Raw genomic sequence first — 22,580 nt, forward strand, 5'->3', positions numbered from 1 at the left:
AAACCGATCCCGGACCGAGTCCTGCAACTGCGCGGTGGTGGTCTGATGTACGTCATTCACATGTATTTCTGTAGTGCCGAGTTGCCTGGTTGACGGATACGTCCGGGGCCTGCGGACACCGGGCGCACTAGAGTCACCGGCATGGTTTCCGGTGAGGCGCCGCAGGCGGCGGGCAGTGTTCGGGTCGACGTCTGGATCTGGTCGGTCCGGCTGACGAAGACGCGGGCGCAGGCTGCCGCCGCGTGTCGCGCGGGTCATGTGAAGGTGGCGGGCGAGCGGGCCAAGCCGGCCCAGGCGCTGCACGTCGGCGACGAGGTACGGCTGCGGCACGCGGGCCGGGACCGGGTGGTGGTCGTGTCGAAGATCGTGAAGAAGCGGGTCGGGCCTCCGGTGGCCGCGGAGTGCTTCGTCGACAACAGCCCGCCCCCGCCGCCGCGCGAGGCCGCGATCCAGGTTCCGGTACGGGACCGGGGGGCGGGGCGGCCGACGAAGCGGGACCGGCGCGAGATGGACAGGCTGCGCGGGGACGGGCCGCCCGCGGAGTGACCGGGCGGGGACAAGGCACTACGGCTCGGGGGAGGCGATCGCCCTTGCCGCCGCCACCTCCTGGCGCAGCGGGGCCAGTACGCCCTCCTCGTCGCCCGGGAGTTCGGCGCGTACCTCCACCAGCACCTCGCTCGCCCTGATGCCCGCCGCCAGTTCGCGGAGCTGCCGCTGCACCTCGGCCACCTCGGCGGGTTCCGGTTCCGGGGCCCCGTGGTTGACGCGTACCCGGGCGGCGGTCGTGGCGTCCACGATGCGTTCGACCGCGACGACCAGGGGCCACCACGCGGCGGCCCGGCGGCCGGTCGGGGGCGGTTCGGTCAGGGCGCGCTGGAACTCGGAGCGTACGGAGGACAGGTCGCGGTAGATGCGGCGCCGCGCCCGGACCCGCTCCGCCCGGTCGCCGGGCGCCTCCGGTTCGAAGGCGTACGCCACGTAGTCCGCGATGTCCGTCACCGCGTCGGCCAGCCGGTGGCCGATCCGGGCGTGCCAGCTCTCCGGCCACAGCAGGTATCCGGCCACCAGCACGATGCCGCAGCCGATCAGGCTGTCCAGGAAGCGCGGCCAGACCAGGTGCACGCCCTGGTGGTTCAGCAGGTCCGACAGGAGCAGGATGACCGGCGTGATGGCCGCGGTCTGGAAGGCGTACCCCTTCGCCGTGAACGCCGGGATCAGCGCGGCGAGCAGCAACATCACCGGCACGTCCCACCAGCCGAGCGGCACCTCCGCCAGCACCGGCGCCGCGATGACGAGGCCCGCCGCCGTGCCCACGGAGCGCAGCACCGCGCGGGAGAACACCGAGCCGAAGTCGGGCTTGAGGACGAAGGTGACGGTGAGCGCGACCCAGTAGGAGCGCGGCACGTCGACCAGTGAGGTCAGCGACTGGGCCAGCCCGATGCAGAGCGCGAGGCGCAGCCCGTACCGCCAGGAGGGCCCGGACAGCAGGACGTTGCGGGTGGCGCGCCGGATCCGTACGCCGAGCGCGGCCGGGCGGCCGAGCCGGTCGTCGACGTTGTACGGGTCGGGCTCGGCCTTGTGCACGACGACGGCGGCGTGCCGCAGGGCGCTGTCCACGGCGAGCGTGGCGGGCGACTCGGGCGCGGGCAGGGCGGGTTCGCCGCCGCCGGTACGGCTCTTCTCGATGTCGTCGGCCAGCGAACGCACCGCAGCCGGGATCTCGGGCGGCAGCGGCCGCCGCCGCAGGTGCACCGCGGGGGCGGCCTCGACGAGCGGGATGACGACGTTGAGCTGGGACAGCAGCCGCACCATCGCGCCGCTGCGGCCGTGGTAGCGGGCGCGCCGGGCCAGGACCAGGTCGTAGGAGGTGTTGAGGGAGTGGGTGACGGCCTGCCGCTTCTCCTCGTACGCGTCGGTTCCGGCGGCGGCGAGCAGATCCGCGACCGTGCGGTACGTCCCGGCGACCGAGACCCGTTCCGGCAGTTTCCGCCGCAGCGGCCAGGCCAGCAGGGTGAGTACGAGGACGAAGAGTCCGCCGAGCGTCAGCAGCAGCGGCGCCACCCACCAGGGGTCGGGCATCGGAAGTCCGGCGCCCACCACCGAGTTGAGCAGGAGCAGCAGACCGGATACGGAGGCCACGGCGCCGATCGTCGACATCATCCCGGAGACGAGCCCGACAACCGTCAGCACGGCGACGGCGGCCCAGCCGGTCCCGTACACCAGGGTGCCGATCATGATGCCGAGCGCGCCGAACACCTGCGGCACGGCGATGTTGAGGATGCGCATCCGGTACGCGTCGGCGGTGTCACCGATCACGCCGGAGAGCGCGCCCATCGAGACGAGCGCCCCGTACACCGGCCGGTCGACGGCGAATCCGACGGCGAGCGGTGCGGCCAGGGCGACGGACGCGCGGGCGACGGCGGCCCACGGGACGGGGGTGGGCTGCGGGCGCAGTCCGTACCGGAGCCAGACGGGCGGCATCCCCCGCCGCGGTGCCGTGGCGGAACCGGTGCCGGTCAATGCGCCCCCTCGTCGGTGCTCAGCGGTCAGCCGCGGTATCCCTCGACCTCGTCGGCCGGGCGGACCCGGGCCTGTGACGGGTCATCCCCGAACTCGCTCAGCGCGCGACGCTGCCGCAGCAGGTCCCAGCACTGGTCGAGCCGGACCTCCACCGTACGCAGTCGCTGCCGCTCCTCGGCGGTGAGGCCCGGCTCGCGGGCGCCCCGGTCCCGCAGGCTCCGCTCCTCCGCGACGAGTCCGTCGATGCCGCCGATGATGTCGTGCTCCTGGTCGTTCATGGTGTCGTCCTCTTCCTGGGGTCTTGAGCGGTCCGGGGATTCAGCGGGGGCCGTGGTGGCGCAGCACGATGACGGTCTTGCCGCGGGCCCCGCCCGTCCGGTTGCGGTCCAGGGCCTGCGGGGCCTTCTCCAGCGGGAGTTCGACGTCGATGGGTACGCGGAGCACTCCTTCCACCACGCCCGCCGCCAGGACGTCCAGCAGTACGGGGTTCGGGTCGAGCCGGAAGTCGATGCCGCACACGCCCTCGGGGAGCGCGGCCGCGCCCGCGACGCCCCGGGTGCTGAGCGCGATACCGCCGGGCCGGACCGCCGCGGCGTGGGCGGCGAACGCGTCCGGGGTGTCGGAGACCAGGTCGGCCAGCGCGTCGATGCCGTCCGGGCAGACGGAGCGCACCGACTCGGCCGCCGGGCTCAGGGTGGTGTCGATCGTCGCGGCGGCGCCCAACGAGCCCATCCGGGAGCGCTCGTCGCCGCGCACCGCCGCGACGACGCGTATGTCGCGGGCCCTGGCGAGCTGGGTCAGGCAGCTACCGACGCCGCCCGCCGCGCCGATGACCAGCAGGCTCTCGTGGCCGCGCAGCACCACCGTCTCCAGGATCTGTGCGGCCGCCATCCCGGCCGACGGCAGCGCGGCGGCGGTCCTGGCGTCCAGCCCGAGCGGGACGAGCGTGATCGCGGTTTCCTGCGGGACACACACGTAGTCGCAGTACGTACCGGCGCCGACCGGCGGCCCGGTCCGGCCGAAGACCCGGTCACCGACCCGGAAGCGGTTGTCGCCGCCGCCGATCATGTCGACCCGGCCCGCGAAGTCCACGCCGACGACGAACGGGAACGCGGGCGGGGCCGGCCCGCCCGTGGGGCCGCCGGTCAGTCGCGGGTCGTCCGGGGCCTGTCCGTCCGGGGAACCGTCGGCCGTCTGCCAGTCGGAGGGGTTGAGGGAGGCGTACTCGACGCGCACCCGTACCTCGCCGGGCGCCGGTTCCGGCTTGGGGAGCTCCACCAGCGCGGGGTAGGACCGGAACGCGCCGACGGCGATGGCTCGCATACGGAACACCTCCCAGTCGCCCCCGGCAGTGCACGCAATCCACTCTTCCCCGGCCCGCCCGCACCCGCACGTCGGCGTCAGCGGGGCGCGTCGGTCACACGTCGGGCGGCGGCACAGGCGCGACCGGCGGCTCGGGCGGCAGCACCCGCCGGGCCCAGATCCGTGCCGCGACCGCGCACACCGCCAGGGCCAGCCCCGTACCGAAGACGATCCACACCGTGGTGCGCAGCGAGGCCGTCAGCGCGTCGTAGACCGCGGCCGCCCCGTCCGTCTCGTTGCCCGGCACCTCGGCCAGCACCCGGTTGCGGGCGTAGGCGAGCGCCCCGCGCAGCAGCAGCGCCCCGACCGCGAAGCCCGTTCCGGCGACGGCGGTGGCGGACAGCGCGGCGAGCGCGGAGCCCCTGCGTCCTGGCCCGCCGCGCACCCAGGCCAGGACCACGGCCAGCAGCGCGAACACCAGCGTGCCGACGGCGGGCCAGATGCTCGCGGCGCGCAGCCACCGGAAGCTCTGCCGCAGCTGGTCGGCCCGGTCGGCGGAGACGATCTGGATGTCCGTGTGCTCGATGGGGATGCGGTCGGCGAACGGCACCCCGTTGTCCAGCAGGTTCTGCTTCACCTGTTCCGTCACGGGCGCCAGGTCGATGGTGACGCTCTCGCCGCTGCCGCCGTCCAGCGCGGCGGTGACGGCCTCGTGGGCGGTGCGGTTGGCGGCGTTCCAGGCGGCCTGGAAGGCGTCGGTGGTGGTGAAGGACCGCACGGCCTGGTGCAGGAAGCCGCGCACGGTGTCGCCGAGCGGACCGACGTCGATCTGTTTCATCGCCTCGTCGGTGATCAGATCGGCCACGGTGTTCTGCACATCGGAGTCGGAGGCGAGTGGCGCCACGGCGGCGACGTAGCGGTCGGTGTCGTCGATCTCCAGATCGACCCAGGCGGAGAGCGCGCTCAGCGGCACCAGGACGGCGAGCAGTACCAGGAGTACAGCCGAGAGTGCCGTCGAGAAGTAGGTCCGCACCTCACCAGGGAATCCCGGATGCGCCGCGAACGCTCCGGGCCGTGCGCCATTCGAGTTGCCGGGCGGCGCGAGGAGGTGTGCTCTGGAGGAGGACAGAGGGGGCGACGGAAGGAGCTTCCCGTCATGGCCGCACATGCTTCTGTGCAGGCACGCGGAGTGCGAGCGCGTGACCGGCACCGGTCCACCACCAGCTGGGCGCTGCCCCTCACGCTCGGGGTGGTCCTCGGCTGGTACGCGACGTCCATCGTCCGGGGCGGTGGTGTGCTCACCGGCGGGCAGCTCGCCCTCGGACTGATCTCCGGCGCTGTTCTCGCCGTCCTCTGCTTCGGACTGGGCCAAGTACAGAAGCGGCTGCCGGTCGGGCTGGCGGCGACGGCCTACGGAGTCCTCTTCGGCGGCTCGATCGGCTTCCTCTACAGCCTGTCCGGCAAGAGCGTGCTCGCGGCCTCCGTGCTGGGGCTGCTGACCGGAGCGGCCATGCTGGCGGCCGCGTTCTACGCCTTCTACACCCGCCGGAACTGAACGCCCCTCCGTGAGCCGATCCTTGACCTTCTCCGCGGGGGAAGGCCAAGGATCGGCGTGCCGGGCGAGCACCGCCCGGTATGAGGAGGCACGAGGTGACGGACCAGGGGCACGGGCGGCCGCCCGAAGCGGCGCTGATGATGATCGGGGCGTTCGCCCGGCTCTCCCGGCTGTCCGCCAAGGCGCTGCGCCGCTACGACGAGCTGGGCCTGCTGAAGCCCGTCCTGGTCGACCTGGTGAACGGCTACCGGTACTACGACCCGGCGCAGGCCCGGACGGCCCGGCTGGTGGCCTGGCTCCGCCGGATCGGCATGCCGCTCGCCCGGATCACGGAGGTGATCGCGCTGGACGACGGCGCGGCCGCCGCCGCGATCCGGGGGTACTGGGCGCAGGTCGAAGCCGAGACAGCGGCCCGGCGCGATCTCGCCGCCTTCCTCATCGACCAGCTGTCGACGGAGGAAGCCATGACTCAGGTGGGAACGCTCGGCATCCGGTACGCGGCACGCACGGAAACCGGTGCGGTGCGCGAGACCAACCAGGACGCGGCGTACGCCGGTGCCCGGCTGCTCGCGGTCGCCGACGGGTTCGGCGCGGGCGGCGCGGGGGCGAGCACGGCGGCGATCGAGGCGCTGAAACCGGTGGCGCGGGGCGCGGTACCGGCCGCGGAGCTGCTGAACCTCCTGCACGACGCGGCGGAGCAGGCCGCGCGGGCGGTCCGGGACGCGCTCGCGGGCAGCGACGGCAGCGGAACGCCCGACGAGTCGGGGACCACGCTGACCGCGCTGATGTGGACGGGCGCGCAGCTGGGGCTCGTCCACATCGGGGACTCGCGGGCGTATCTGCTGCGCGGGGGCGAACTGTTACGGATCACGCACGATCACAGCCTGGTGCAGTCGATGATCGACGACGGCTCGCTCACCGAGGAGGAGGCCGTCGTCTCGCACCCGCAGCGGGCGCTGCTGCTCAGGGCGCTGTCCGGCAGCGGACCGGCCGGCTCCGGACCCGATCTGGACGTGCGGGACGCCCGCCCCGGTGACCGCTATCTGCTCTGTTCCGACGGGCTCTCGGCGGTCGTGGCCGGTACGGATCTGGCCCGGGTGCTCGCCGGGGCGGACGGCCCCGGCACGGCGGTGCGCGGACTGCTCGGGCTGGCCGCGGAGGCGGGCGCCCCCGACAACGTGGCGTGCGCGGTGGCGGACGTGGTGGCGCTGTGACGGAACGGGGCGGGCCCGCACGGTCGTGATGACCGTGCGGGCCCGCCCCGTACCCGCGCCGCGTCCGGCGTCAGCTGCGGACCACCGTCACCGGGCACGCCGCGTGCTGGGTGACGTGCAGGCTGACCGAGCCGAGCAGGGTGGCCTTGAAGCCGCTGTATCCGCGTGCGCCGACCACCAGGAGGTTCGCGCCCTCGGCCCGGTCCAGCAGGGACTGCGCCGGGTTGCCGACCACCACGACCTTGCTGATCGCGGCGGCCCCCACGGCGCCGAGCGCCTCCTCCAGCGCCTCGGTGAGCGAGACGGTGGCCATGGCCTGCGGGTCGAAGTCCTCCGGCAGGCCCGGCATCATGGACGCCCAGCTGGTGGCGGGGTACTCCCAGCTGTTGACGGCCTCGACCGTGTCACCGGTCAGCTCCGCCTGGCGTACGGCCCAGTGCAGTGCCTTGATCGACGACTCGGAGCCGTCAACACCCACCACGATCCTGCCCATCTCTGCCTCCAGCTCGGTTCGGTTGCACGGGGGCGCCGTCCAGATTGCCCACGGCGCGCCCTCCCGCCCAACTGTAGTCAAACCGGACGAAAGTACAGCGCTCGGGTCGGTCAGGCCTGCCCGAGACCGGCGAGCTGCTGCTCGAACGGGATCACCTCGTCGTCCACGCCGAGGGTCCTGGACGCCCCGGAGACGGCCCGCCCGCCGGTGATCGCGCTCGCCAGCTCGCCGCCCGCGCGCCGGATCCGGGCCGGCAGGCCGTCGGCGTACTCGTCTCCCGAAGAGCCCCAGTCCTCCGACGCCGCGTACACCGACGTCGGCAGGGTGACGGCCCGCAGATAGGCGAAGAGCGGGCGCATGGCGTGCTCCAGCACCAGCGAGTGTCGGGCGGTGCCGCCGGTCGCGGCGACGACGACGGGCTTCCCGGTCAGTGCGGTGTTCTCGACCAGGTCGAAGAACGACTTGAACAGTCCGCTGTAGGAGGCGGTGAAGACCGGGCTGACGGCGATCAGCCCGTCCGACCGCGTCACCGCGCCGATCGCTTCCTCCAGCGCGGCCGAGGGGAACCCGGTCACCAGGTGGTTGGCGATCTCGACGGCCAGGTCGCGCAGCTCGATCACCCGGATCTCGACCGGGCGGTCCTGCTCGGCGTCCAGCCGCTCCCGGGCGGCCCCGGCCAGCCGCTCGGCCAGCAGCCGGGTCGAGGACGGGCTGCTCAGCCCGGCCGAGACGGCGACGATCCTCAGTGGTTCGGTGGCGAACACGGTCAGCTCTCCTTCGCGACGGCAGGGGCGGTTGCAGAGGCGGTGGCGGCGACGACCGCCGGGTGCAGCGGCGCGGACTCGGGGACCCCGGCAGGCCGCAGGGCGGCGAACTCCTTGCGCAGCACCGGTACGACCTCCTCGCCGAGGATGTCGAGCTGCTCCAGGACGGTCTTCAGCGGCAGCCCCGCGTGGTCCATCAGGAACAGCTGGCGCTGGTAGTCACCGACGGTGTCCCGGAAGGACAGCGTCCGCTCGATGACCTCCTGCGGGGAGCCGACGGTCAGCGGCGTCTGCTGGGTGAAGTCCTCCATCGAGGGGCCGTGCCCGTAGACCGGCGCGTTGTCGAAGTACGGGCGGAACTCCCGTACCGCGTCCTGCGAGTTCTTCCGCATGAAGACCTGGCCGCCGAGTCCGACGATGGCCTGTTCCGCGGTGCCGTGCCCGTAGTGGGCGTAGCGCTGCCGGTAGAGGTTCACCATCTTCGCGGTGTGCTCGATGGGCCAGAAGATGTTGTTGTGGAAGAAGCCGTCGCCGTAGTACGCGGCCTGCTCCGCGATCTCCGGGGAGCGGATCGAGCCGTGCCAGACGAACGGCGGCACGCCGTCCAGCGGGCGCGGGGTCGCGGTGAAGGACTGCAGCGGGGTACGGAACTTCCCCTCCCAGTCGACGACGTCCTCGCGCCACAGTTTGTGCAGCAGGGCGTAGTTCTCGATGGCGAGCGGCATGCCCTGGCGGATGTCCTTGCCGAACCAGGGGTAGACCGGCCCGGTGTTCCCCCGGCCCATCATCAGGTCGACGCGGCCGTCGGCGAGGTGCTGGAGCGTGGCGTAGTCCTCGGCGATCTTCACCGGATCGTTGGTGGTGATCAGCGTCGTGGACGTGGACAGGATCAGGTTCTCGGTGCGGGCGGCGATGTAGCCGAGGGTGGTCGTGGGGGAGGACGGGACGAACGGCGGGTTGTGGTGCTCGCCGGTCGCGAAGACGTCGAGGCCGACCTCCTCCGCCTTCCGCGCGATGGCGATGGTGGCCTTGATCCGCTCGTGCTCGCTCGGCGTCCGGCCGGTCGTCGGGTCGGTGGTGACGTCCCCGACGGTGAAGATCCCGAACTGCATGGCGCCCGCCTCCATTATTGTTGAACATTGAACTATGTGAACACACCCTACAACGGAGTGCACCATCTCCCTATTCCACGGGACCGTCCCGTGCGGGGCCTCGGTACGCTGAACGGGTACGGAGGCCGCCCGAGCCCCGGCCCGACGGGAGTGGACATGAGCGGAACCGGCCGCGCGGACGACGGCACCCCGCGCCCCGACCGGACGGAGGACCGCGACTACGGCGGCGGCAGCGAGGCCTGGAAGGAACGCGGCGTCGCGCTGCGTGTCTTCATCTACATCTTCGCCACGCATCTGTTCGCGGGCTTCGTCTGGATCCTCTTCTACGTGGGCGAGCACGCCAAGAAGTGAGCGTCCGGGAGGATCAGGACCGGCTTCCGGTGCCTTCGGCGTGCGGGCTCCGCCCGCCGAGCAGGTGCTCCCGGCCCCAGGCCCCGAGCGGGGCCAGCGCCGCGTTCAGGGACGTGCCGAGCGGGGTGAGGCCGTACGTGACGCGGCGCACCGCTCCCTCGAAGGCCTCCTCGCGAAAGACGATGCCCGCCGTCTCCAGCTCCCGAAGATGCGAGGTGAGGACCTTCTCCGTGACGCCGGGAAGCGCGCGCCGCAGCTCACCGAACCGGCAGGGTTCGACATCCAGCGCCCACAGGATGAGCACCTTCCACTTGCCGCCGACCACGTCGATCGCCGCGTCGATGCCGCACACGTAGCCGTCTCGCCGGGTCACCCGCTGAGTTTGAGGTAACCACCCACAAAATAGTGCGTACCTGATCGCGTTCCGGGCGGATACGAGCCTGTGGGGGCATGGACCACGACACATCTTCCCGAGCCCCTGTCACCCTCCTCGGCCTCGGCGGCAAGGACATCGTCAACCTGACCGCGAGTCCCCCGGAACAGGCCCGGGAACTGGCCCGCCGGACCGAGGAGCGCGGGGCCCGCTTCCTGGACGGCGGGATCATGGCCGTACCCCCGATGATCGGCCGCCCCGAGACCGGCGGCTACGTCTTCTACAGCGGCGACCACGCACTGTTCGAGCGCCACCGCGCAACGCTGGAGGCCCCCGCCGGGGCGAGGTTCACCGGTGGTGACCCCGGCCACGCGGCGCTGCACGATGTCGCCCTGCTCAGCGCGATGACCGGCATGTTCGCCGGCATCGCGCACGCCTTCGCCCTGGTGGACGGCGAGCAGGACCTCGACCGCACCGCGTTCGCCGCCCTGCTCGCCGACTGGCTGCGCGCCATGGCCGGCTCCGCCCCCGCGATGGCCGCCCAGTTGGAGAGCGGCGACTACACGGAAGGGGCCGTCTCCAACCTCGCCATGATGGCGGCGGCCAACGACACCCTCCTGGGCACGGCGGCGGGCCAGTCGGTCGACCCCCGGCTCCTCACCCCGTACATGGACCTGATGCGGCGGCGGGTGGCCCAGGGCCACGGCGACGAGGGCCTGGCGGGGACGGTCGGACTGCTCCGGAGCGCGTGAAGGGGGCGGGAAGGATTCTGCGTCACTCGTGCGGGCGATAGCTGGAGGGGACTTTCGAAGTAGTTGCAAAGGCATGAGAAATCAGAGTGCTGCCGTGAACTTCTCCGACTTGGTGAACAAGAACAAGCAGACCCTTGCCCGGCTCGACGAGTCGCCGCAGCTGCTGCTGCACCGCAGGGACGGTGAGGATCTGGTACTCACCACGGCGGTGCGGGCCGAGCAGGACCGGAGCGTGGTGTCGGCCGCCACGCGCATGCTCGCCGCCATGGCCCGGCGGGAGCCCGGCAGTATGGAACTGCTCCTGGACATACTGCCGGACGCGTTCCCCTGGGTCCGGTTCCTCCCCGAACCCGACGTCCACGCCTTCGCCGTCGAACTGGTCGACACCATGCGCGCCGCCGACTCGATCGGCAACGGCGCGTCTGTCGCGCAGCTGCTCACCGCGTGGCAGCACAGTGCCGAGGTCCACTCCGACCCCGAACTGTTGGCGGCGCTGACCAGGGACCACGAGGCGGACACGACCTGAGGTCAAGGGTGCCTCGGGGGCGCGGCGGACGCCCGATGATGCTGCGGAGCATCAGACCTCGGAAAGTCCCGGAAAAGCCGCGAGTTCGTCGTTGATGTCGTGTCAGGAGCCGGCGGAGAAGGCGTCTGCCTTCACTGCGGTCAAGAACATTGACCACGGGCTGGAGCCGATGCGCAGAACGGTCCCGGTGGGGCTCTTGCTGTCGCGGACAGCATGGCCCTCGCCTGCTGTGCCGGCTGTCTCCAGGCAATCGCCCTGCTGATCCGAGTAGGACGACTTGCGGAACGCGGTGATGATCTCGGTAGTCACGGTGCCTCTTTCGTGGGCTGCTCTGCGTCGCTGAGAAGCTGCCGAATGCGACCGGCGCTCTCCTGGGGAGACATGGCTGCCGAGCGTAGTTGGTCAAAGACGTTGGAGTAGAGGGCCAGGTCTGCCGGAGCCTCCACGACCGAGGTGTTGGCCACGTTACGAACGGCGACTGCTTCCACGTTCGGTTCCACCCCGAATGAGAAGGCCACGAAGGGGCCGGACATCCCGGCGATCTTGCTGGCCGATGCCGGGAGCAGCTGTACCGTCACATTCTGCCGCCGGCCGGTGTCCAGAAGCCTCAGCCACTGGCCTCTGCAGATGTCGGGATCGTCGGAAAGGGCCGTGACGGCGGGCTCCCAGATGATCGCGGTGAAGTGTGTGCCGCCCGCCTCGATTCTCCGCTGACGTTCCTGGCGTACTTCGATCAGTTGGTCGACGCGTTCGGGAGTGATGAACGTTGGCCCGGACGTGATCACGGAGCGCGCGTATTCCGGAGTCTGCAGGAGTCCTGGGATGAGAGCGGGCTCCCAGGACCGAATGTTGGTGGAGTCGCTTTCGAGCGTGATGTGGTCCGCGTAGTCGGGGCGGACAGTCTCCTGGTAGTCGAGCCACCAGCCCCGTTCATTGCTCGCGCGTGCCCAACGCTCCAACCGCGCTCGTTCTCCGGGGTCTTGGACCTCGAACCGGTCCAGGAGCGTGCGGACTTCCAAGGCCGAGGCCGACACCAGGCCACCCTCCATGCGGCTGACCTTGGTGACCGACTTCATGATTGCCTCGGCTGCGGCGGCCTGGTCCAGCCCCGCTGCCTCGCGGTGGCGCTTCAGTGCCGCTCCGAGGCGCCGACTTCGGACAGTTGGCCTTCCACCTGCGGGGATTGTGACCCCTCCTGACGTTTGTTCCAGTGCGCCGTTCTGGATGAAGGCGTAGTCGACGCCGCTCGACACTCACCGTAGCCGCAAATTTGCGGAAGTTGAGCTTGCGGAAGTGATTCGAACACGCCTAGCGTCATTGCGTAACGCTCTGCGCGCATAAGTGTGCAACGAGTGGGGTTCTTTCGTGGCAGCAAGGAGCCCCCGCGACCGTTGCACCGGTCCGGGGGCGTGGCCAACCCTTTGGAGGAGCGTCGACGTGTGGAATTTTATCTCCCGGCTCCGCGGTGTGATCCGCTTCGCTTCAACCGGACTCTCGGGAGGCGAGCGACTGGACGGCGGGCGGGGCCGTCCGTTCACTCCAGCGAGCGTCAGACCGCAAATGAGCTCTGAGCAAGTCGAGTTCGCACGTTAAGAGCGCGCCGAGAATCGGTTTCGGCGGGAGCGACGGCGGGTGTGGTGGCTGGCTCAGCACGGCATCGAGGCAGGGCCCAGCCCGGTTTTCGGCGTGGTGGTGTGGTGATGGGGGAGGCATCGGACCACACCGTCGTGTCGCGCTGGAGCCGCCATCCGCGCTGTGTCGGTCGCGCCAGGGCGGAGTTGCGTGCCGTGCTCGCGGGCTGGGCGCTTTCTGGGCTGGAGGAGGCGGCGGTGCTCGTGCTCTCCGAGCTCCTGACCAACGCTGGTCAACACGCACGGGTCTCGCCGGGGCGGGAGATCGAGACCCGGTTCAGGCTGGTGGACGGCGGGGTGCGGATCGAAGTTCACGATGCCTCGGAAATGGCGCCGCAGGTGCGCGATCCGGAGCCCGGAGCGTGCGGTGGACGTGGGCTGATCCTTGTCGCCGCGCCGGCGGACAGGTGGGGGTACGGGGCGCGGTGCGGGGTCGGGAAGGTGGTGTGGGCGGAGCTGACCCCCGGCCGGTGAGGTCCGGGAATGTGCCGTGACGTGGAGGTTGTGGCGCGTTACCATCGCTTCATGACCTCCGTACCGTGCCGGAACTGGTGGCGCTCCTTCTAGGAGCGGCCACCTCTTCTGCGCGGGACCAGGGCCGTTCGATAGGGACGGCCCTTTTTCTCTGCCCTCTTCCGGTACGGGCTTCCCGCCCGGTGGGCCGTCCTCCACGCACACACCGACGCGAGGAGAGACCACTCATGACGACGACCGCGACCGCGATCACGCCTGCGACCGACGCCGCCCCGGACATCGCGCTGGAAGAACGGATCAGGCGGTACCCGGAAAGATTCCGGGTCCTGACCGGTGACCGGCCCACCGGGGCGCTCCACCTCGGGCACTACTTCGGCACGCTTCACAACCGGGTGCGGCTCCAGGACCTCGGGGTGGAGACGTTCATCGTCATCCCCGACTACCAGGTGCTGACCGACCGGGACGTGGCCGAGCGGCTCACCGCGACGATGGAGGGGCTGCTGCTGGACTACCTCGCCGTCGGCATCGACCCGGAACGCTCGGTGATCTTCAACCACAGCGCCGTGCCCGCGCTCAACCAGCTGATGCTGCCGTTCCTGAGCCTGGTCTCCGTCGCCGAGCTGGGCCGCAACCCCACGGTCAAGGACGAGATCGCGCACTCCCGGCAGGCCTCCGTCAGCGGCCTGATGTTCACCTACCCGGTCCACCAGGCGGCCGACATCCTGTTCTGCAAGGGCAACCTGGTGCCGGTCGGCCGGGACCAGCTGCCCCACCTCGAAGTGGCCCGGACCGTCGCCCGACGGTTCAACGAGCGGTACGGGCCCGTCTTCCCGGAACCCGAGGCGCTGCTCTCCGCCGCGCCGCAGCTGCTCGGCACCGACGGCACCAAGATGAGCAAGAGCCGCGCCAACTCCCTCGCGCTCGGCACCGGTACGGACGAGACGGCCCGCCTGATCAAGGGCGCCACCACGGACGCCGACCGGCACATCACCTACGACCCCGAGGGGCGGCCCGGCGTGTCCGGCCTGGTGCTGCTGGCCGCGCTCTGCCTCGACCGCGAGCCGCACGCCGTGGCCGAGGAGATCGGTGGCGGGGGCGCCGCCGCCCTGAAGCGGACCGTGACCGACGCCGTCAACACCCGGTTCGCACCGATGCGCGCCCGACGGGCCGCGTACGCAGGGGAGATGGGGTACGTACGGTCCGTGCTGCGCGCCGGCAACGAGCGGGCGAACGCCATCGCCGACGCGACGCTGGCGCAGGTGCGGGAGGCGATGGGGGGCCTGGACCGGGGCCTCGCCTCATGAGCGGTCAGCGATGTGTCAACGAGCCACGTCGGCGCAGGAGTTCGGCCAGGCCGCGCCGGGTGGCCGCGATGACCACCCGGTCGGTGGGCTGGAGCACGTAGCCGGGGTGCAGGTTCCACACGAGGCCGCCGGGGCGGTCCCCGGCGGCGGGGACCGTTCCCGGCACCGCCAGGTCCGGGCGCCGGCCGGCGGGCGGGGCGACGTCCAGGGCGAGGACCCGCCAGGCCCCCGAGCGGAACGCCTGCTCCACCGTCCGGCCCTCCAGCTGCGGATGCCCGGCCACCTCGATCGCGGCGAACAGCATCACCTTCCGTTCGACCGGCACCGCGCCCAGGATCTGCCGCCCCATCATGGCGACCGCGAACGAGGGCGCGGCCAGATGGGAGACCGAGCGGGAGCGGGTCAGCGCCTGCGGGTGGGCGGTGCGCAGGGTGCGGTAGACGGCGGTGGCGAACTCGTCGTCGAACAGGCGCAGCGTCACCCGCAGGTTCGGCTTGACCGAGCGGGCGTACAGCGCGGCTTCCAGGTTGGTGGTGTCGATGCTGGTCAGGGCGAGCAGGGCGCGGGAACGGCGGATCTTCGCCGCCTCCAGCACGCCCTCCTGCGTGACGTCCCCGATGACCACCGGCACGTGCAGCCGCCGGGCCACCGGAATGCCGCGCGCGTCCGGGTCGTCCTCCACGCAGACCACCGGGATGCCGAGTTCGCGCAGCTGGACCAGGACCCGGGTGCCGATCTTGCCGAGGCCCAGCAGCACCACGTGTCCGGACAGTCCGCGCGGCGGCCGGCGCAGCGAGGAGGCGGTGCGGAGCGAACCGAAGGCCTCCAGCACCCCCGCCACCAGCAGCGGCAGCAGCATCAACCCGGCGACACCGGACAGAATTTGGATGACCTGACGGGCCGTGGGGTCACCGATGGCCGGATCGCCCATCGCGAACAGGTCGAGCAGGGTCAGGTACGCGGCGTGCAGCGGCTTGTCCCCGGTGGTGAACGTGGACGCCACCGCGAGCCCGAGGACGGCCGTGCCGACCCCCAGCGCGGACCAGCGCAGCCGGCGCGAGAAGAACTGGCTCAGCGGCGCGCTCCGTCCGCCCATCCGTGGTGTCCGCGCGTCCGCGCTGTTCCGGCTGACGGCCTCCAGGACGATGGTGCCGCGCCCGGTCGCCGCGGCCACCTCGGTCTGGTCGGGCAGCAGCCGGGGGCCCTCGTCGCCGCTGCTGTCGGAGCCCTCCGTGCCCGCCGGGTCGTGGGTGGTGGAGGAGAGCAGGGCCAGGGTGCACAGGCCCGGATCCGCGACCTGGCCGTCCCGGGGCGGGGTGCGTTCGGCGGCGCGCAGCAGCAGGCCCTCCGCCTGGATCACCTTGCTGGATCCGGCGAGCGCGGTCGCCGCGAGGGCGGGGGCGGCGGTGTCCGCGTCGGACAGGACGGTGGTGGAGGCGTCCAGCGCGGTGTGGTCGAGCCCCGGAGAGGCGACGGCGGCCGCCTGGTCGAGCAGGGCCTCCAGATGCTGGCCGAGCTTGCGGTTGTAGAGCCGGATCACCAGCCGGACGCGGGGGTTGAGCCGCCGGGCGGTCAGCGCGGCGCGGATGTTGCGCTCGTCGTCGTCGTAGACCAGGGCGAGCGCGGCGGCCGCGTCGACACCGGCCTCCTCCAGCGCCTCGTCGGACGGCTCGTGCGCCTGGAGGATGCGCACCGCCTCCACCCCGGCGTTGGTGTCGGTGTCGCCGTTCCCGGAGCCGCTGCCGTTCCCGCCGTTGCGGCTCATGGCCGACGACATCCGGCCGAACAGGGCCGCCGCCCGCCCGCGCCCGGTCAGCGCCACCTCCGGCCGTCTCGGATCGGGCCCCGGCGGCAGGACGAGGGTGACCCGCTCCCCGTAGACGTAGCGCAGTTCCACGGCGAGCCGCTGGGCGAGCGCGTCGTCGCCGCAGACGACCATGTGGCCGGAGAACGGGGAGCGTTGGGGCTGCTGCGGTAGTGGGGTCACATGTCCCAGCATGCCTGCTCCCTTCCGGAGGCCGTAGGACAGGCTGGCACCACAACCCTCTTGTCGCAGCCCTACCAAGATCCGGAATCGCCAAGGATGTAGAACAACCCGCCAGGCTCACCGAACGAACGAGGGAGCAGCCCCGAGCGCTGTGGACGTGCGACCGACATCAGACCTGGGCTGGACGTCGTAGGCACACACTCCTACGACGTCGGCGACATCCACCACTGCGCTCGTCGAGATCAGACAGGCAACGCGCCGGTGCGGACGGCGAATTCGCGGAGACCCTGCACGCGGGCCGACCCGTACAACAGATGCGACGTCAGCGCTCGCAGGGCGGGGCGGCGGACCTCCTGCGGCGCTTCCTGCTCGACGCGGCGCAGCGCGGCGAACGTCTGCGTCCCGTCGCCCAGAGCATGGTGCATGCGGGCAATGTCGGTCCAGGCGCGGGCCCTGCGTTCCGGCGTCACCATGTAGCCGATGTTCAGCCCAGCCGCGACCCTCAGGCCCTCGTCCGGGGTGCCCAGTGCGTTGAGCGCACCGATGCGGTAGACATCGACCTGGGCTCGGGTGGCCTCGACGGTGAACAGGCCAGGAACGTCCGGGAGCCGCCCGACGTCCTCCTCGGCCTCGTCGAGCAGGGCCAGCGCCGTTGACCGGTTGCCGCCCGTCGCGGCGGAGTACGCGGCTGTGAGGAGCAGTGTCGTCCGGACGGCGGCGGGGCGCTGCTCGACGGCGTCCAGCTCCGCCGCCTCACGGGTCAGGAAGTGGACGGCGGACGACCAGCTGCCGGAGCGTCGCATCGTGATCGCCAGGACGCGGGATGCCTCGCCTACCGGTACGGGTGACCCGCTGTCCCGGGCCGCTGAGAGTGCCCGGTCGGCTGCGACCCATGCCGCGTCGGAATGCTGCTTCGATGCCAGCTCGGCGGTCAGTACGTAGCCTCTGGCCAGGACGGCGGAGGCCTGCTGTCGTGCATGGCCGGTGGCCGCGTTACGGGTCGCCGCGGCGGCGGCCAGGAGACCAGGCAGCGTGCGGCCGAGGTCAGCGTAGTGGGCGGCCCGAAACGCCTTGCGCGCTCTGGCCGTCCGAGCGGACAGGAGCGACAACGCCACCGGTTCAGCGGCCGGCAGACGGAACAGGGCGTCCTCCAGCCCGGCCGCCGGATCCCCGGACGAGGTCGCGGCGGACGCGGTGCCCGAGCCCACGACGGCCGTCGCCCCAGCGGCAATCGCCCCGGTCAGTAGCTTCCTGCGACGCACCGCATCCTCCTCATCAGACGGGCCCACGACCGTCACCGTAGCGACCGCCGCCCCATCCGGAACAGCGGAACCACGCATCCGCTCGGGTGGGATGCCCAACACCTCGCACATACGTAGCATCGCGGAGTGCTCCGGCCTCAGTTTGTTCGCCTCGATCCGCGAGATCGCCGACGCCGAGTACCCGCATGCCGCGCCTAACTGCGTCTGTGTGATCCGGGCAGTGGCTCGGGCGCCGCGAACGATGGCTCCGACGTCGGGCCCGGTCGTCGTGCCCATAGGTACCTCCTGCGGCGACGGGGCCAACGAACGTAGCGCCGTTGCCCACCCGGCGGCAGGGCGCGCGGAAGCACACGGTGTGCGGGCCCCGCACACCGTGTGCGGATGAGCCCCGGGCCGTCCCGCACATGGCATCGGGGCCGGGATGGTGGCCTGGCAGACCGACGGCGTACCCAGCCGCCTCGCTGCTCGCACCCCCACCGGAGGCAACCCATGGACAAAGTGCTCGTCACCGGCGGGGCCGGATTCATCGGCGCGCACTTCGTCAAGCGCATCCTGCAAGCCGACGACGTCGCCCAGGTGACCGTCCTCGACGCGCTCACCTACGCAGGGCACATCGAGAACCTCGGCAAGGCATTCCTCGACCCGAGACTGACCTTCGTTCACGGCAACATCGTCGATGCCGACCTCGCCGACCAGCTGGTGCAGAGCCACACGGCGATCGTGCACTTCGCTGCCGAGTCCCACGTCGACCGCTCGTTCTTCAAGGCGGGCACGTTCGCTACCACGAACGTGCTCGGCACCCAGACGCTCGCCGACGCCGCCATGCGCCACGGCATCCAGAAGTTCGTGCACGTCTCCACGGACGAGGTGTACGGGCCGCTACTCGAAGGCGCCGCGACAGAGGACGACCCGCTGCGCCCCACCGTCCCCTACGCCGCGTCGAAGGCGGCCAGTGACCTCGTCGCTCTGAGCTACCACCGCACGTACGGCGTCCCCTTGTGCGTGACCCGCTCCTCGAACAACTACGGGCCCTACCAGCACCCCGAGAAGATCATCCCGCTGTTCGTGATCCGTCTCCTGCGGGGCCGGCCCGTCACCCTTCACGACCGTGGCCAGCACGTACGCAACTGGCTCCACGTCGAGGACAACTGCGCCGCGATCGAGCTCGTCCTGCGCGGCGGCACCCCGGGCGAGATCTACAACACCGGCGGTGGCACCGACCTGACCGGCCGTGACCTCACCGGCGAACTCCTGCGCATCTGCGGCGCCGACTGGGACGCGGTCACCTACGTCCCCGACCGGCGATGCAATGACCTGCGCTACGCGATGGACCGGACGAAGATCGCCGACCAACTCGCCTACCGGCCCACCCATGACTTCGGCACGGGGCTCGTCAAAACCGCGGACTGGTACCGCAACAACCCGGACCGCTGGGCCCCGCTCTCCCGCAACCCGCAGGCGCCGATGCCCGCAGTCCACATCGCGGCCCCGAGGCAGGAGCGTGACCACCATGCCGTGTGACCCGTTGCCACAGAACGCGCTGCTTGTGCTCGGCGCGTCGCAGGAGCACATCCCGCTCTACGAGGAGGCGCGCCGTCGCGGGATGCCGACCATCGCGGTGGACATGCGCGCGGATGCTCCCGCGTTCCCGTTCGCCGACGCGGCCCTTGAGATCTCCACCCGGGACGCCGGCGCCATTGTCGATGCGCTGGGCGACGTACGCCCCGCCGGGATCGTAGGCGGCGCGAGCGACGCCGCGCTGGCCACTTGGCACACCCTGGGCGTGCGGTACGACGCCCCTTACGTGTACCCGAAGGACGCATTCGCGGGTCTCGACAAGGCCGCGTTCCATGCGGCTGTCGCGTCCTGTGGCATCACCGACTACGGGTGGGTCGCGTCGAGCGACCCGGATGAGGTCGTCGCGAAGGCGGCCGGGCTGCCCCTCCCGCTCGTGGTCAAGCCCGTCGACGGGTCGGGAAGCAAGGGCGTCACCCTCGTCGCGCACCCTGACGACCTGCCGGCCGCAGTCGCCCATGCCCGTGTCTACTCCGCCTCTCAGACCGTGATCGCTGAGGAGTGCGTTGAGGGCCGGCAGTTGACCATTGACCTCTTTCTGCGGGGCGGCAGGTCGATGATGACCTGCGTCAAGGAGCTGGAGTTCGTCGCCGGGTCCGTCGTCAGGCGGATCTGCACGGTGCAGCTGTCGCCGGAGGAGGACGATCACCTTGAGGCGAGTGCTGAACGGCTGTGCCGTGCATGGGGCATTGTCGATGGGCCAGCGAACTTCGACCTTGTCCTCGGTGCAGATGGTCAGGCGCGGATCATCGAAGCCGATCCGCGTCTCAGCGGCGACAGCATCCCGCGATTGCTCGCCGCCGCCTATGGCGTGAACGTGGTGGGCGCGCTCGTCGCACTCACGCTCGGCGAGCCATTGGACGGCCACCTGCTGGCGACGCGCAACGAGCATGCGGCGGTGGAACTGGTCGGATCACAGCTCGTCACGGACGGCGAGCTGGTCGCGTGGGACGGCGTCGTCGCAGCCCGCAGCGTTCCCGGCATCACCGACGTCGTGCTGTACGCCGAGCCGGGTGACCTTGTACGGCCGCATGACCAGTCCGGCCACAAGATCGGCATGGTCGTCGCTGCCGGGCCGTCCGTTGCGGACGTGTCCTTGGCTCTGGAGACGGCCGGCGCACTGGTTCGACCGATCGTCCGACCGGTCACGGTGGCGAAGGGAGAGTCATGATGAACTCGTCAAGGCCGGATGCCCGGCGCAACGCCAGCCCCTACCTCTACGGACGGGAGGCGTCGGCGGTCGCCCAGGTCCTGGAGTCCGGCCAGTACGGGCACACCGGGGTCACCGAGGAGTTCGAGCGCAGGATCGCCGTGTTCCTCGGCGTCGACGACGCCGTGGCCGTCGCCTCCGGCACCGCGGCTCTGCACACCGCGCTGCTCGCCGCCGGGGTCGGTACCGGAGACGAGGTGATCGTCCCCTCGATGACGTTCTGCGCGACGGTCCAGGCGATCCTGGCCGTCGGCGCCGCCCCGCGGTTCATCGAGATCAACCCCGTCACCCTGTGCGTGGACCACCAGCTCGTCCTGGAGGCAGTCACCGCGGAAACGGCCGCCGTCATCCCGGTCCTGTTCGGCGGCCGAGCCGTAGACCTCGGCTCCATCCACAGCGAGGGATCGCCGTCATCGAAGACGCAGCCCACGCCTTCGGGTCCTACAACTGCACCCGCCATGTCGGCGCCACCGGAGCGACCCTGACCTGTTTCTCGTTCGGGCCGATCAAGAACCTCACCTGCGGCCAGGGCGGTGTGGTCATCCCGCGCACCTCGGAGCAAGCCGACACGATCCGCCGGCTTCGGCTCCTCGGCGTCACCCAGTCCCAGACCGAACGCACGAACACCACGACCTACCAGGTCGACTCATTCGGGCTGCGCTACCAGCTGTCGGCCATCAACGCGGCCATCGGCCCGGCCCAACTCGACAACTTCGACACGACCGTAGAGACCCGGCGACGCATGTGGTGCATCTACCGGGACGCCCTGGGCCCTCTGGAGGGTGTGACGCTCGTCGACGTCGGCCCGCAGACGGCAGTACCGCACCTGTGCCAGGTCCGCGTCCCCCCACGCGACCAGGTGTTCCAGCAGATGCGATCCCAGGGGATCGGCGTCGGCGTCCACTACCCGCCCAACCACCTCCAGCCCGCGTTCGCGCCCTGGCGGCGGGCACTGCCCGTCACTGAGAAGGCCGGGCAGGAAATTCTGAGCCTGCCCTTCCACCAGCACCTGACCGAAGACGACATCGCCCACGTGGTGGCTGTCCTCGGCCAGGCCATCGAGACGGTGAGAGCTGAGCGGCACATCGGCCGCCTCGCGTAAGACCCCGCCCCGGTCAGCCGGACGCGGCGGACAGGATCACGTCCACGAGCCTGGCCGCCGCGTCCGGCCTTCCGTGCGCCCGCGCCCGCTCCGCCATCGCATCCCGCCGGCCGAGGTCCGTGAGGAGCGGGCCCACCGCCTCACGCAGAGCCGCCTCCGTCACCTCGCCGAGCAGTGCGACAGCCGCCCCGGCCTCCGCCAAGTGCCGGGCTTTATGTGCCTGTTCGTTCCCGGCCGAGGTCGCGAGCGGGATGAACACGGCCGGCTTGCCCAGCGCGGTGAGCTCGGCCAGCGTCCCGGCCCCGCTGCGCGAGACGACGACGTCGGCCAGCGCCAGCACGTCAGGAAGCTCCGCACCCACGAACCCGGCGAGGTGGTACCGGCTTGCCAACTCCGCCGGAAGCCCGGCCACGTGGCGCCGCCACGGCTTTGTCCGGATGCCCCGACAACACATCTGGGCGCACCGGGTCACCCGTCACGACGGCAGCGCCCCGGACCGACTCCGGCAGCAACGCCACCGTCGACTCCGACGACACCGCGATCCTCGTCGCCGAGCCCGCCAGCTTCCGGTTCGCCAGTCCCAGGCGCACGGTCTGCTCGTGGAGCACGAGAGGGCGTCGGCACAGTCGGGCGCCCAGCCCAGCGGGGACGGCCACATACCCGCCCGTCGCGAGCACCACATCGGGCCGGAACTCCGCGATGATCTTCCGGGCCTGGGCCACGCCCAGCGGCACGCGCGCCATGTCCCGGGCATTGGCCGGGCTCAGCATCTTCAGCGGATTGCTGGAGCGCCGGATCTTGCCGGTGGCGACCGTGGTGAAGGCAATGCCCTCCGCCGGTGCCACCCGCGCCTCCAGGCCGTCAGGCGTCCCGATTTACAGCACATCGAGCGACCGGCCGTCACCGGCCAGCCGCTCCTGCAACGCACGGATCGCTGTCAGAGCGGGATACGTATGGCCGCCCGTGACGATCAGACGGAAGGCGCGAGGACTGGTGGAAGGACTGTTCATCCGGCGCACGCTACTGGCAACCCGCACTCATAACGTCCCGTTCCGGCGGATCCGGTGCGGACA

At 71.2% G+C, this 22,580-nt stretch carries 21 protein-coding genes and 5 pseudogenes; 11 read left to right on the forward strand and 15 right to left on the reverse strand.

Annotated elements, in window-relative coordinates; all coding sequences use genetic code 11:
* Positions 1-141 precede the first annotated feature (141 nt).
* Complete coding sequence (locus RLT59_RS19325) at positions 142-546, forward strand: Hsp15 family ribosome-associated heat shock protein (RefSeq protein ID WP_311304551.1); 405 nt, start codon at positions 142-144, stop codon at positions 544-546.
* 18 nt (positions 547-564) lie between these two features.
* On the opposite strand, the gene RLT59_RS19330 is transcribed toward RLT59_RS19325, so the two are convergent.
* The 4 genes from RLT59_RS19330 to RLT59_RS19345 all read right to left on the reverse strand — a co-directional run bounded on the left by RLT59_RS19330 (position 565) and on the right by RLT59_RS19345 (position 4,855).
* A complete protein-coding gene (locus tag RLT59_RS19330; protein ID WP_311307780.1) occupies positions 565-2,481 on the reverse strand; it encodes an FUSC family protein in 1,917 nt (638 codons plus the stop codon).
* Between the two features lie 65 nt (positions 2,482-2,546).
* Complete coding sequence (locus RLT59_RS19335; RefSeq protein ID WP_311304552.1) at positions 2,547-2,798, reverse strand: DUF2630 family protein; 252 nt, start codon at positions 2,796-2,798, stop codon at positions 2,547-2,549.
* 40 nt (positions 2,799-2,838) lie between these two features.
* The gene (locus RLT59_RS19340; protein ID WP_311304553.1) at positions 2,839-3,843 is read right to left on the reverse strand and encodes an NADP-dependent oxidoreductase; all 1,005 of its coding nucleotides are present in this window, start codon (positions 3,841-3,843) and stop codon (positions 2,839-2,841) included.
* Between the two features lie 94 nt (positions 3,844-3,937).
* Complete coding sequence (locus RLT59_RS19345; RefSeq protein ID WP_311304554.1) at positions 3,938-4,855, reverse strand: hypothetical protein; 918 nt, start codon at positions 4,853-4,855, stop codon at positions 3,938-3,940.
* Positions 4,856-4,978: 123 nt separating this feature from the next.
* Here RLT59_RS19345 and RLT59_RS19350 point away from each other — a divergent pair, with 123 nt between their 5' ends.
* Together RLT59_RS19350 and RLT59_RS19355 are read left to right on the forward strand one after the other, a co-directional pair.
* Positions 4,979-5,377, forward strand: coding sequence for a hypothetical protein (locus tag RLT59_RS19350; RefSeq protein ID WP_311304555.1), 399 nt, complete (start codon positions 4,979-4,981; stop codon positions 5,375-5,377).
* An 80-nt stretch (positions 5,378-5,457) separates the two neighbouring features.
* On the forward strand, positions 5,458-6,591 hold the full coding sequence (locus tag RLT59_RS19355; RefSeq protein WP_311304556.1) for a MerR family transcriptional regulator: 1,134 nt from the start codon (positions 5,458-5,460) through the stop codon (positions 6,589-6,591).
* A 70-nt stretch (positions 6,592-6,661) separates the two neighbouring features.
* Here the strand turns inward: RLT59_RS19355 and RLT59_RS19360 are convergent, their stop codons facing one another.
* From RLT59_RS19360 to RLT59_RS19370, 3 genes are all read right to left on the reverse strand, one after another.
* Positions 6,662-7,084, reverse strand: coding sequence for a universal stress protein (locus RLT59_RS19360; RefSeq protein WP_311304557.1), 423 nt, complete (start codon positions 7,082-7,084; stop codon positions 6,662-6,664).
* Positions 7,085-7,194: 110 nt separating this feature from the next.
* Complete coding sequence (locus RLT59_RS19365) at positions 7,195-7,848, reverse strand: FMN reductase (RefSeq protein ID WP_311304558.1); 654 nt, start codon at positions 7,846-7,848, stop codon at positions 7,195-7,197.
* Between the two features lie 2 nt (positions 7,849-7,850).
* Positions 7,851-8,960 (reverse strand): LLM class flavin-dependent oxidoreductase, encoded by a 1,110-nt coding sequence (locus tag RLT59_RS19370; RefSeq protein WP_311304559.1) that lies wholly within the window; start codon positions 8,958-8,960, stop codon positions 7,851-7,853.
* 231 nt (positions 8,961-9,191) lie between these two features.
* Between RLT59_RS19370 and RLT59_RS39385 the strand changes: the two are divergent.
* Positions 9,192-9,311: pseudogene (locus RLT59_RS39385) on the forward strand (DUF6126 family protein); the annotation flags it as partial.
* 13 nt (positions 9,312-9,324) lie between these two features.
* Here the strand turns inward: RLT59_RS39385 and RLT59_RS19380 are convergent.
* Positions 9,325-9,684, reverse strand: a complete 360-nt coding sequence (locus tag RLT59_RS19380; RefSeq protein WP_311304561.1) for a winged helix-turn-helix transcriptional regulator — start codon at positions 9,682-9,684, stop codon at positions 9,325-9,327.
* Positions 9,685-9,770: 86 nt separating this feature from the next.
* Between RLT59_RS19380 and RLT59_RS19385 the strand changes: the two are divergent.
* Positions 9,771-10,436: pseudogene (locus tag RLT59_RS19385) on the forward strand (NAD(P)-dependent oxidoreductase); the annotation flags it as partial.
* Between the two features lie 73 nt (positions 10,437-10,509).
* On the forward strand, positions 10,510-10,962 hold the full coding sequence (locus RLT59_RS19390; RefSeq protein ID WP_311304562.1) for a hypothetical protein: 453 nt from the start codon (positions 10,510-10,512) through the stop codon (positions 10,960-10,962).
* A 102-nt stretch (positions 10,963-11,064) separates the two neighbouring features.
* Here RLT59_RS19390 and RLT59_RS19395 read toward each other — a convergent pair whose 3' ends face one another.
* Complete coding sequence (locus tag RLT59_RS19395; RefSeq protein WP_311304563.1) at positions 11,065-11,271, reverse strand: DUF397 domain-containing protein; 207 nt, start codon at positions 11,269-11,271, stop codon at positions 11,065-11,067.
* Positions 11,268-12,188, reverse strand: a complete 921-nt coding sequence (locus RLT59_RS19400; protein ID WP_311307781.1) for a DUF5753 domain-containing protein — start codon at positions 12,186-12,188, stop codon at positions 11,268-11,270. Before RLT59_RS19400 ends, RLT59_RS19395 begins: the two co-directional genes overlap by 4 nt.
* Before the next feature lie 474 nt (positions 12,189-12,662).
* On the opposite strand from RLT59_RS19400, the gene RLT59_RS19405 reads away from it, so the two are divergent.
* Positions 12,663-13,067, forward strand: coding sequence for an ATP-binding protein (locus RLT59_RS19405; RefSeq protein WP_311304564.1), 405 nt, complete (start codon positions 12,663-12,665; stop codon positions 13,065-13,067).
* 227 nt (positions 13,068-13,294) lie between these two features.
* Positions 13,295-14,371 carry a tryptophan--tRNA ligase gene (trpS, locus tag RLT59_RS19410; RefSeq protein WP_311304565.1) on the forward strand — a complete coding sequence of 359 codons (1,077 nt, stop codon included), beginning with the start codon at positions 13,295-13,297 and terminating at the stop codon, positions 14,369-14,371.
* A 4-nt stretch (positions 14,372-14,375) separates the two neighbouring features.
* On the opposite strand, the gene RLT59_RS19415 is transcribed toward trpS, so the two are convergent.
* The 3 genes and pseudogenes from RLT59_RS19415 to RLT59_RS19425 all read right to left on the reverse strand — a co-directional run.
* On the reverse strand, positions 14,376-16,370 hold the full coding sequence (locus RLT59_RS19415; protein WP_311304566.1) for an NAD-binding protein: 1,995 nt from the start codon (positions 16,368-16,370) through the stop codon (positions 14,376-14,378).
* A 230-nt stretch (positions 16,371-16,600) separates the two neighbouring features.
* The gene (locus RLT59_RS19420) at positions 16,601-17,620 is read right to left on the reverse strand and encodes an XRE family transcriptional regulator (protein WP_311307782.1); all 1,020 of its coding nucleotides are present in this window, start codon (positions 17,618-17,620) and stop codon (positions 16,601-16,603) included.
* A 90-nt stretch (positions 17,621-17,710) separates the two neighbouring features.
* Positions 17,711-18,031, reverse strand: a pseudogene (locus RLT59_RS19425) (multiprotein-bridging factor 1 family protein); the annotation flags it as partial.
* Between the two features lie 78 nt (positions 18,032-18,109).
* Between RLT59_RS19425 and rfbB the strand changes: the two are divergent.
* The 3 genes and pseudogenes from rfbB to RLT59_RS19440 all read left to right on the forward strand — a co-directional run bounded on the left by rfbB (position 18,110) and on the right by RLT59_RS19440 (position 21,507).
* Positions 18,110-19,141, forward strand: a complete 1,032-nt coding sequence (gene rfbB, locus RLT59_RS19430) for a dTDP-glucose 4,6-dehydratase (protein ID WP_311304567.1) — start codon at positions 18,110-18,112, stop codon at positions 19,139-19,141.
* Positions 19,131-20,366 (forward strand): ATP-grasp domain-containing protein, encoded by a 1,236-nt coding sequence (locus RLT59_RS19435; protein ID WP_311307783.1) that lies wholly within the window; start codon positions 19,131-19,133, stop codon positions 20,364-20,366. The genes rfbB and RLT59_RS19435 overlap by 11 nt, the downstream gene beginning before the upstream one ends.
* Positions 20,366-21,507: pseudogene (locus RLT59_RS19440) on the forward strand (DegT/DnrJ/EryC1/StrS family aminotransferase). The gene RLT59_RS19435 and the pseudogene RLT59_RS19440 overlap by 1 nt, the downstream one beginning before the upstream one ends.
* A 13-nt stretch (positions 21,508-21,520) precedes the next feature.
* On the opposite strand, the pseudogene RLT59_RS19445 reads toward RLT59_RS19440, so the two are convergent.
* Together RLT59_RS19445 and RLT59_RS19450 are read right to left on the reverse strand one after the other, a co-directional pair.
* Positions 21,521-22,382 (reverse strand): annotated as a pseudogene (locus tag RLT59_RS19445) (UDP-N-acetylglucosamine--N-acetylmuramyl-(pentapeptide) pyrophosphoryl-undecaprenol N-acetylglucosamine transferase).
* A complete protein-coding gene (locus RLT59_RS19450; RefSeq protein ID WP_311304568.1) occupies positions 22,383-22,517 on the reverse strand; it encodes a hypothetical protein in 135 nt (44 codons plus the stop codon).
* Positions 22,518-22,580 lie beyond the last annotated feature (63 nt).

The organism is Streptomyces sp. ITFR-6, assembly GCF_031844725.1.
In the GTDB taxonomy this organism is placed as follows: domain Bacteria; phylum Actinomycetota; class Actinomycetes; order Streptomycetales; family Streptomycetaceae; genus Streptomyces.

Excerpts from the sequence above, each read along its gene's own strand:
- RLT59_RS19325 (WP_311304551.1), top strand. The coding sequence starts at position 142 with ATGGTTTCCGGTGAGGCGCCGCAGGCGGCGGGCAGTGTTCGGGTCGAC.
- RLT59_RS19330 (WP_311307780.1), bottom strand. The coding sequence starts at position 2,481 with ATGCCGCCCGTCTGGCTCCGGTACGGACTGCGCCCGCAGCCCACCCCC.
- RLT59_RS19335 (WP_311304552.1), bottom strand. The coding sequence starts at position 2,798 with ATGAACGACCAGGAGCACGACATCATCGGCGGCATCGACGGACTCGTC.
- RLT59_RS19340 (WP_311304553.1), bottom strand. The coding sequence starts at position 3,843 with ATGCGAGCCATCGCCGTCGGCGCGTTCCGGTCCTACCCCGCGCTGGTG.
- RLT59_RS19350 (WP_311304555.1), top strand. The coding sequence starts at position 4,979 with ATGGCCGCACATGCTTCTGTGCAGGCACGCGGAGTGCGAGCGCGTGAC.
- RLT59_RS19355 (WP_311304556.1), top strand. The coding sequence starts at position 5,458 with ATGAGGAGGCACGAGGTGACGGACCAGGGGCACGGGCGGCCGCCCGAA.
- RLT59_RS19360 (WP_311304557.1), bottom strand. The coding sequence starts at position 7,084 with ATGGGCAGGATCGTGGTGGGTGTTGACGGCTCCGAGTCGTCGATCAAG.
- RLT59_RS19370 (WP_311304559.1), bottom strand. The coding sequence starts at position 8,960 with ATGCAGTTCGGGATCTTCACCGTCGGGGACGTCACCACCGACCCGACG.
- RLT59_RS19390 (WP_311304562.1), top strand. The coding sequence starts at position 10,510 with ATGAGAAATCAGAGTGCTGCCGTGAACTTCTCCGACTTGGTGAACAAG.
- RLT59_RS19405 (WP_311304564.1), top strand. The coding sequence starts at position 12,663 with ATGGGGGAGGCATCGGACCACACCGTCGTGTCGCGCTGGAGCCGCCAT.
- trpS (WP_311304565.1), top strand. The coding sequence starts at position 13,295 with ATGACGACGACCGCGACCGCGATCACGCCTGCGACCGACGCCGCCCCG.
- RLT59_RS19415 (WP_311304566.1), bottom strand. The coding sequence starts at position 16,370 with ATGCTGGGACATGTGACCCCACTACCGCAGCAGCCCCAACGCTCCCCG.
- rfbB (WP_311304567.1), top strand. The coding sequence starts at position 18,110 with ATGGACAAAGTGCTCGTCACCGGCGGGGCCGGATTCATCGGCGCGCAC.
- RLT59_RS19435 (WP_311307783.1), top strand. The coding sequence starts at position 19,131 with ATGCCGTGTGACCCGTTGCCACAGAACGCGCTGCTTGTGCTCGGCGCG.
- RLT59_RS19450 (WP_311304568.1), bottom strand. The coding sequence starts at position 22,517 with ATGAACAGTCCTTCCACCAGTCCTCGCGCCTTCCGTCTGATCGTCACG.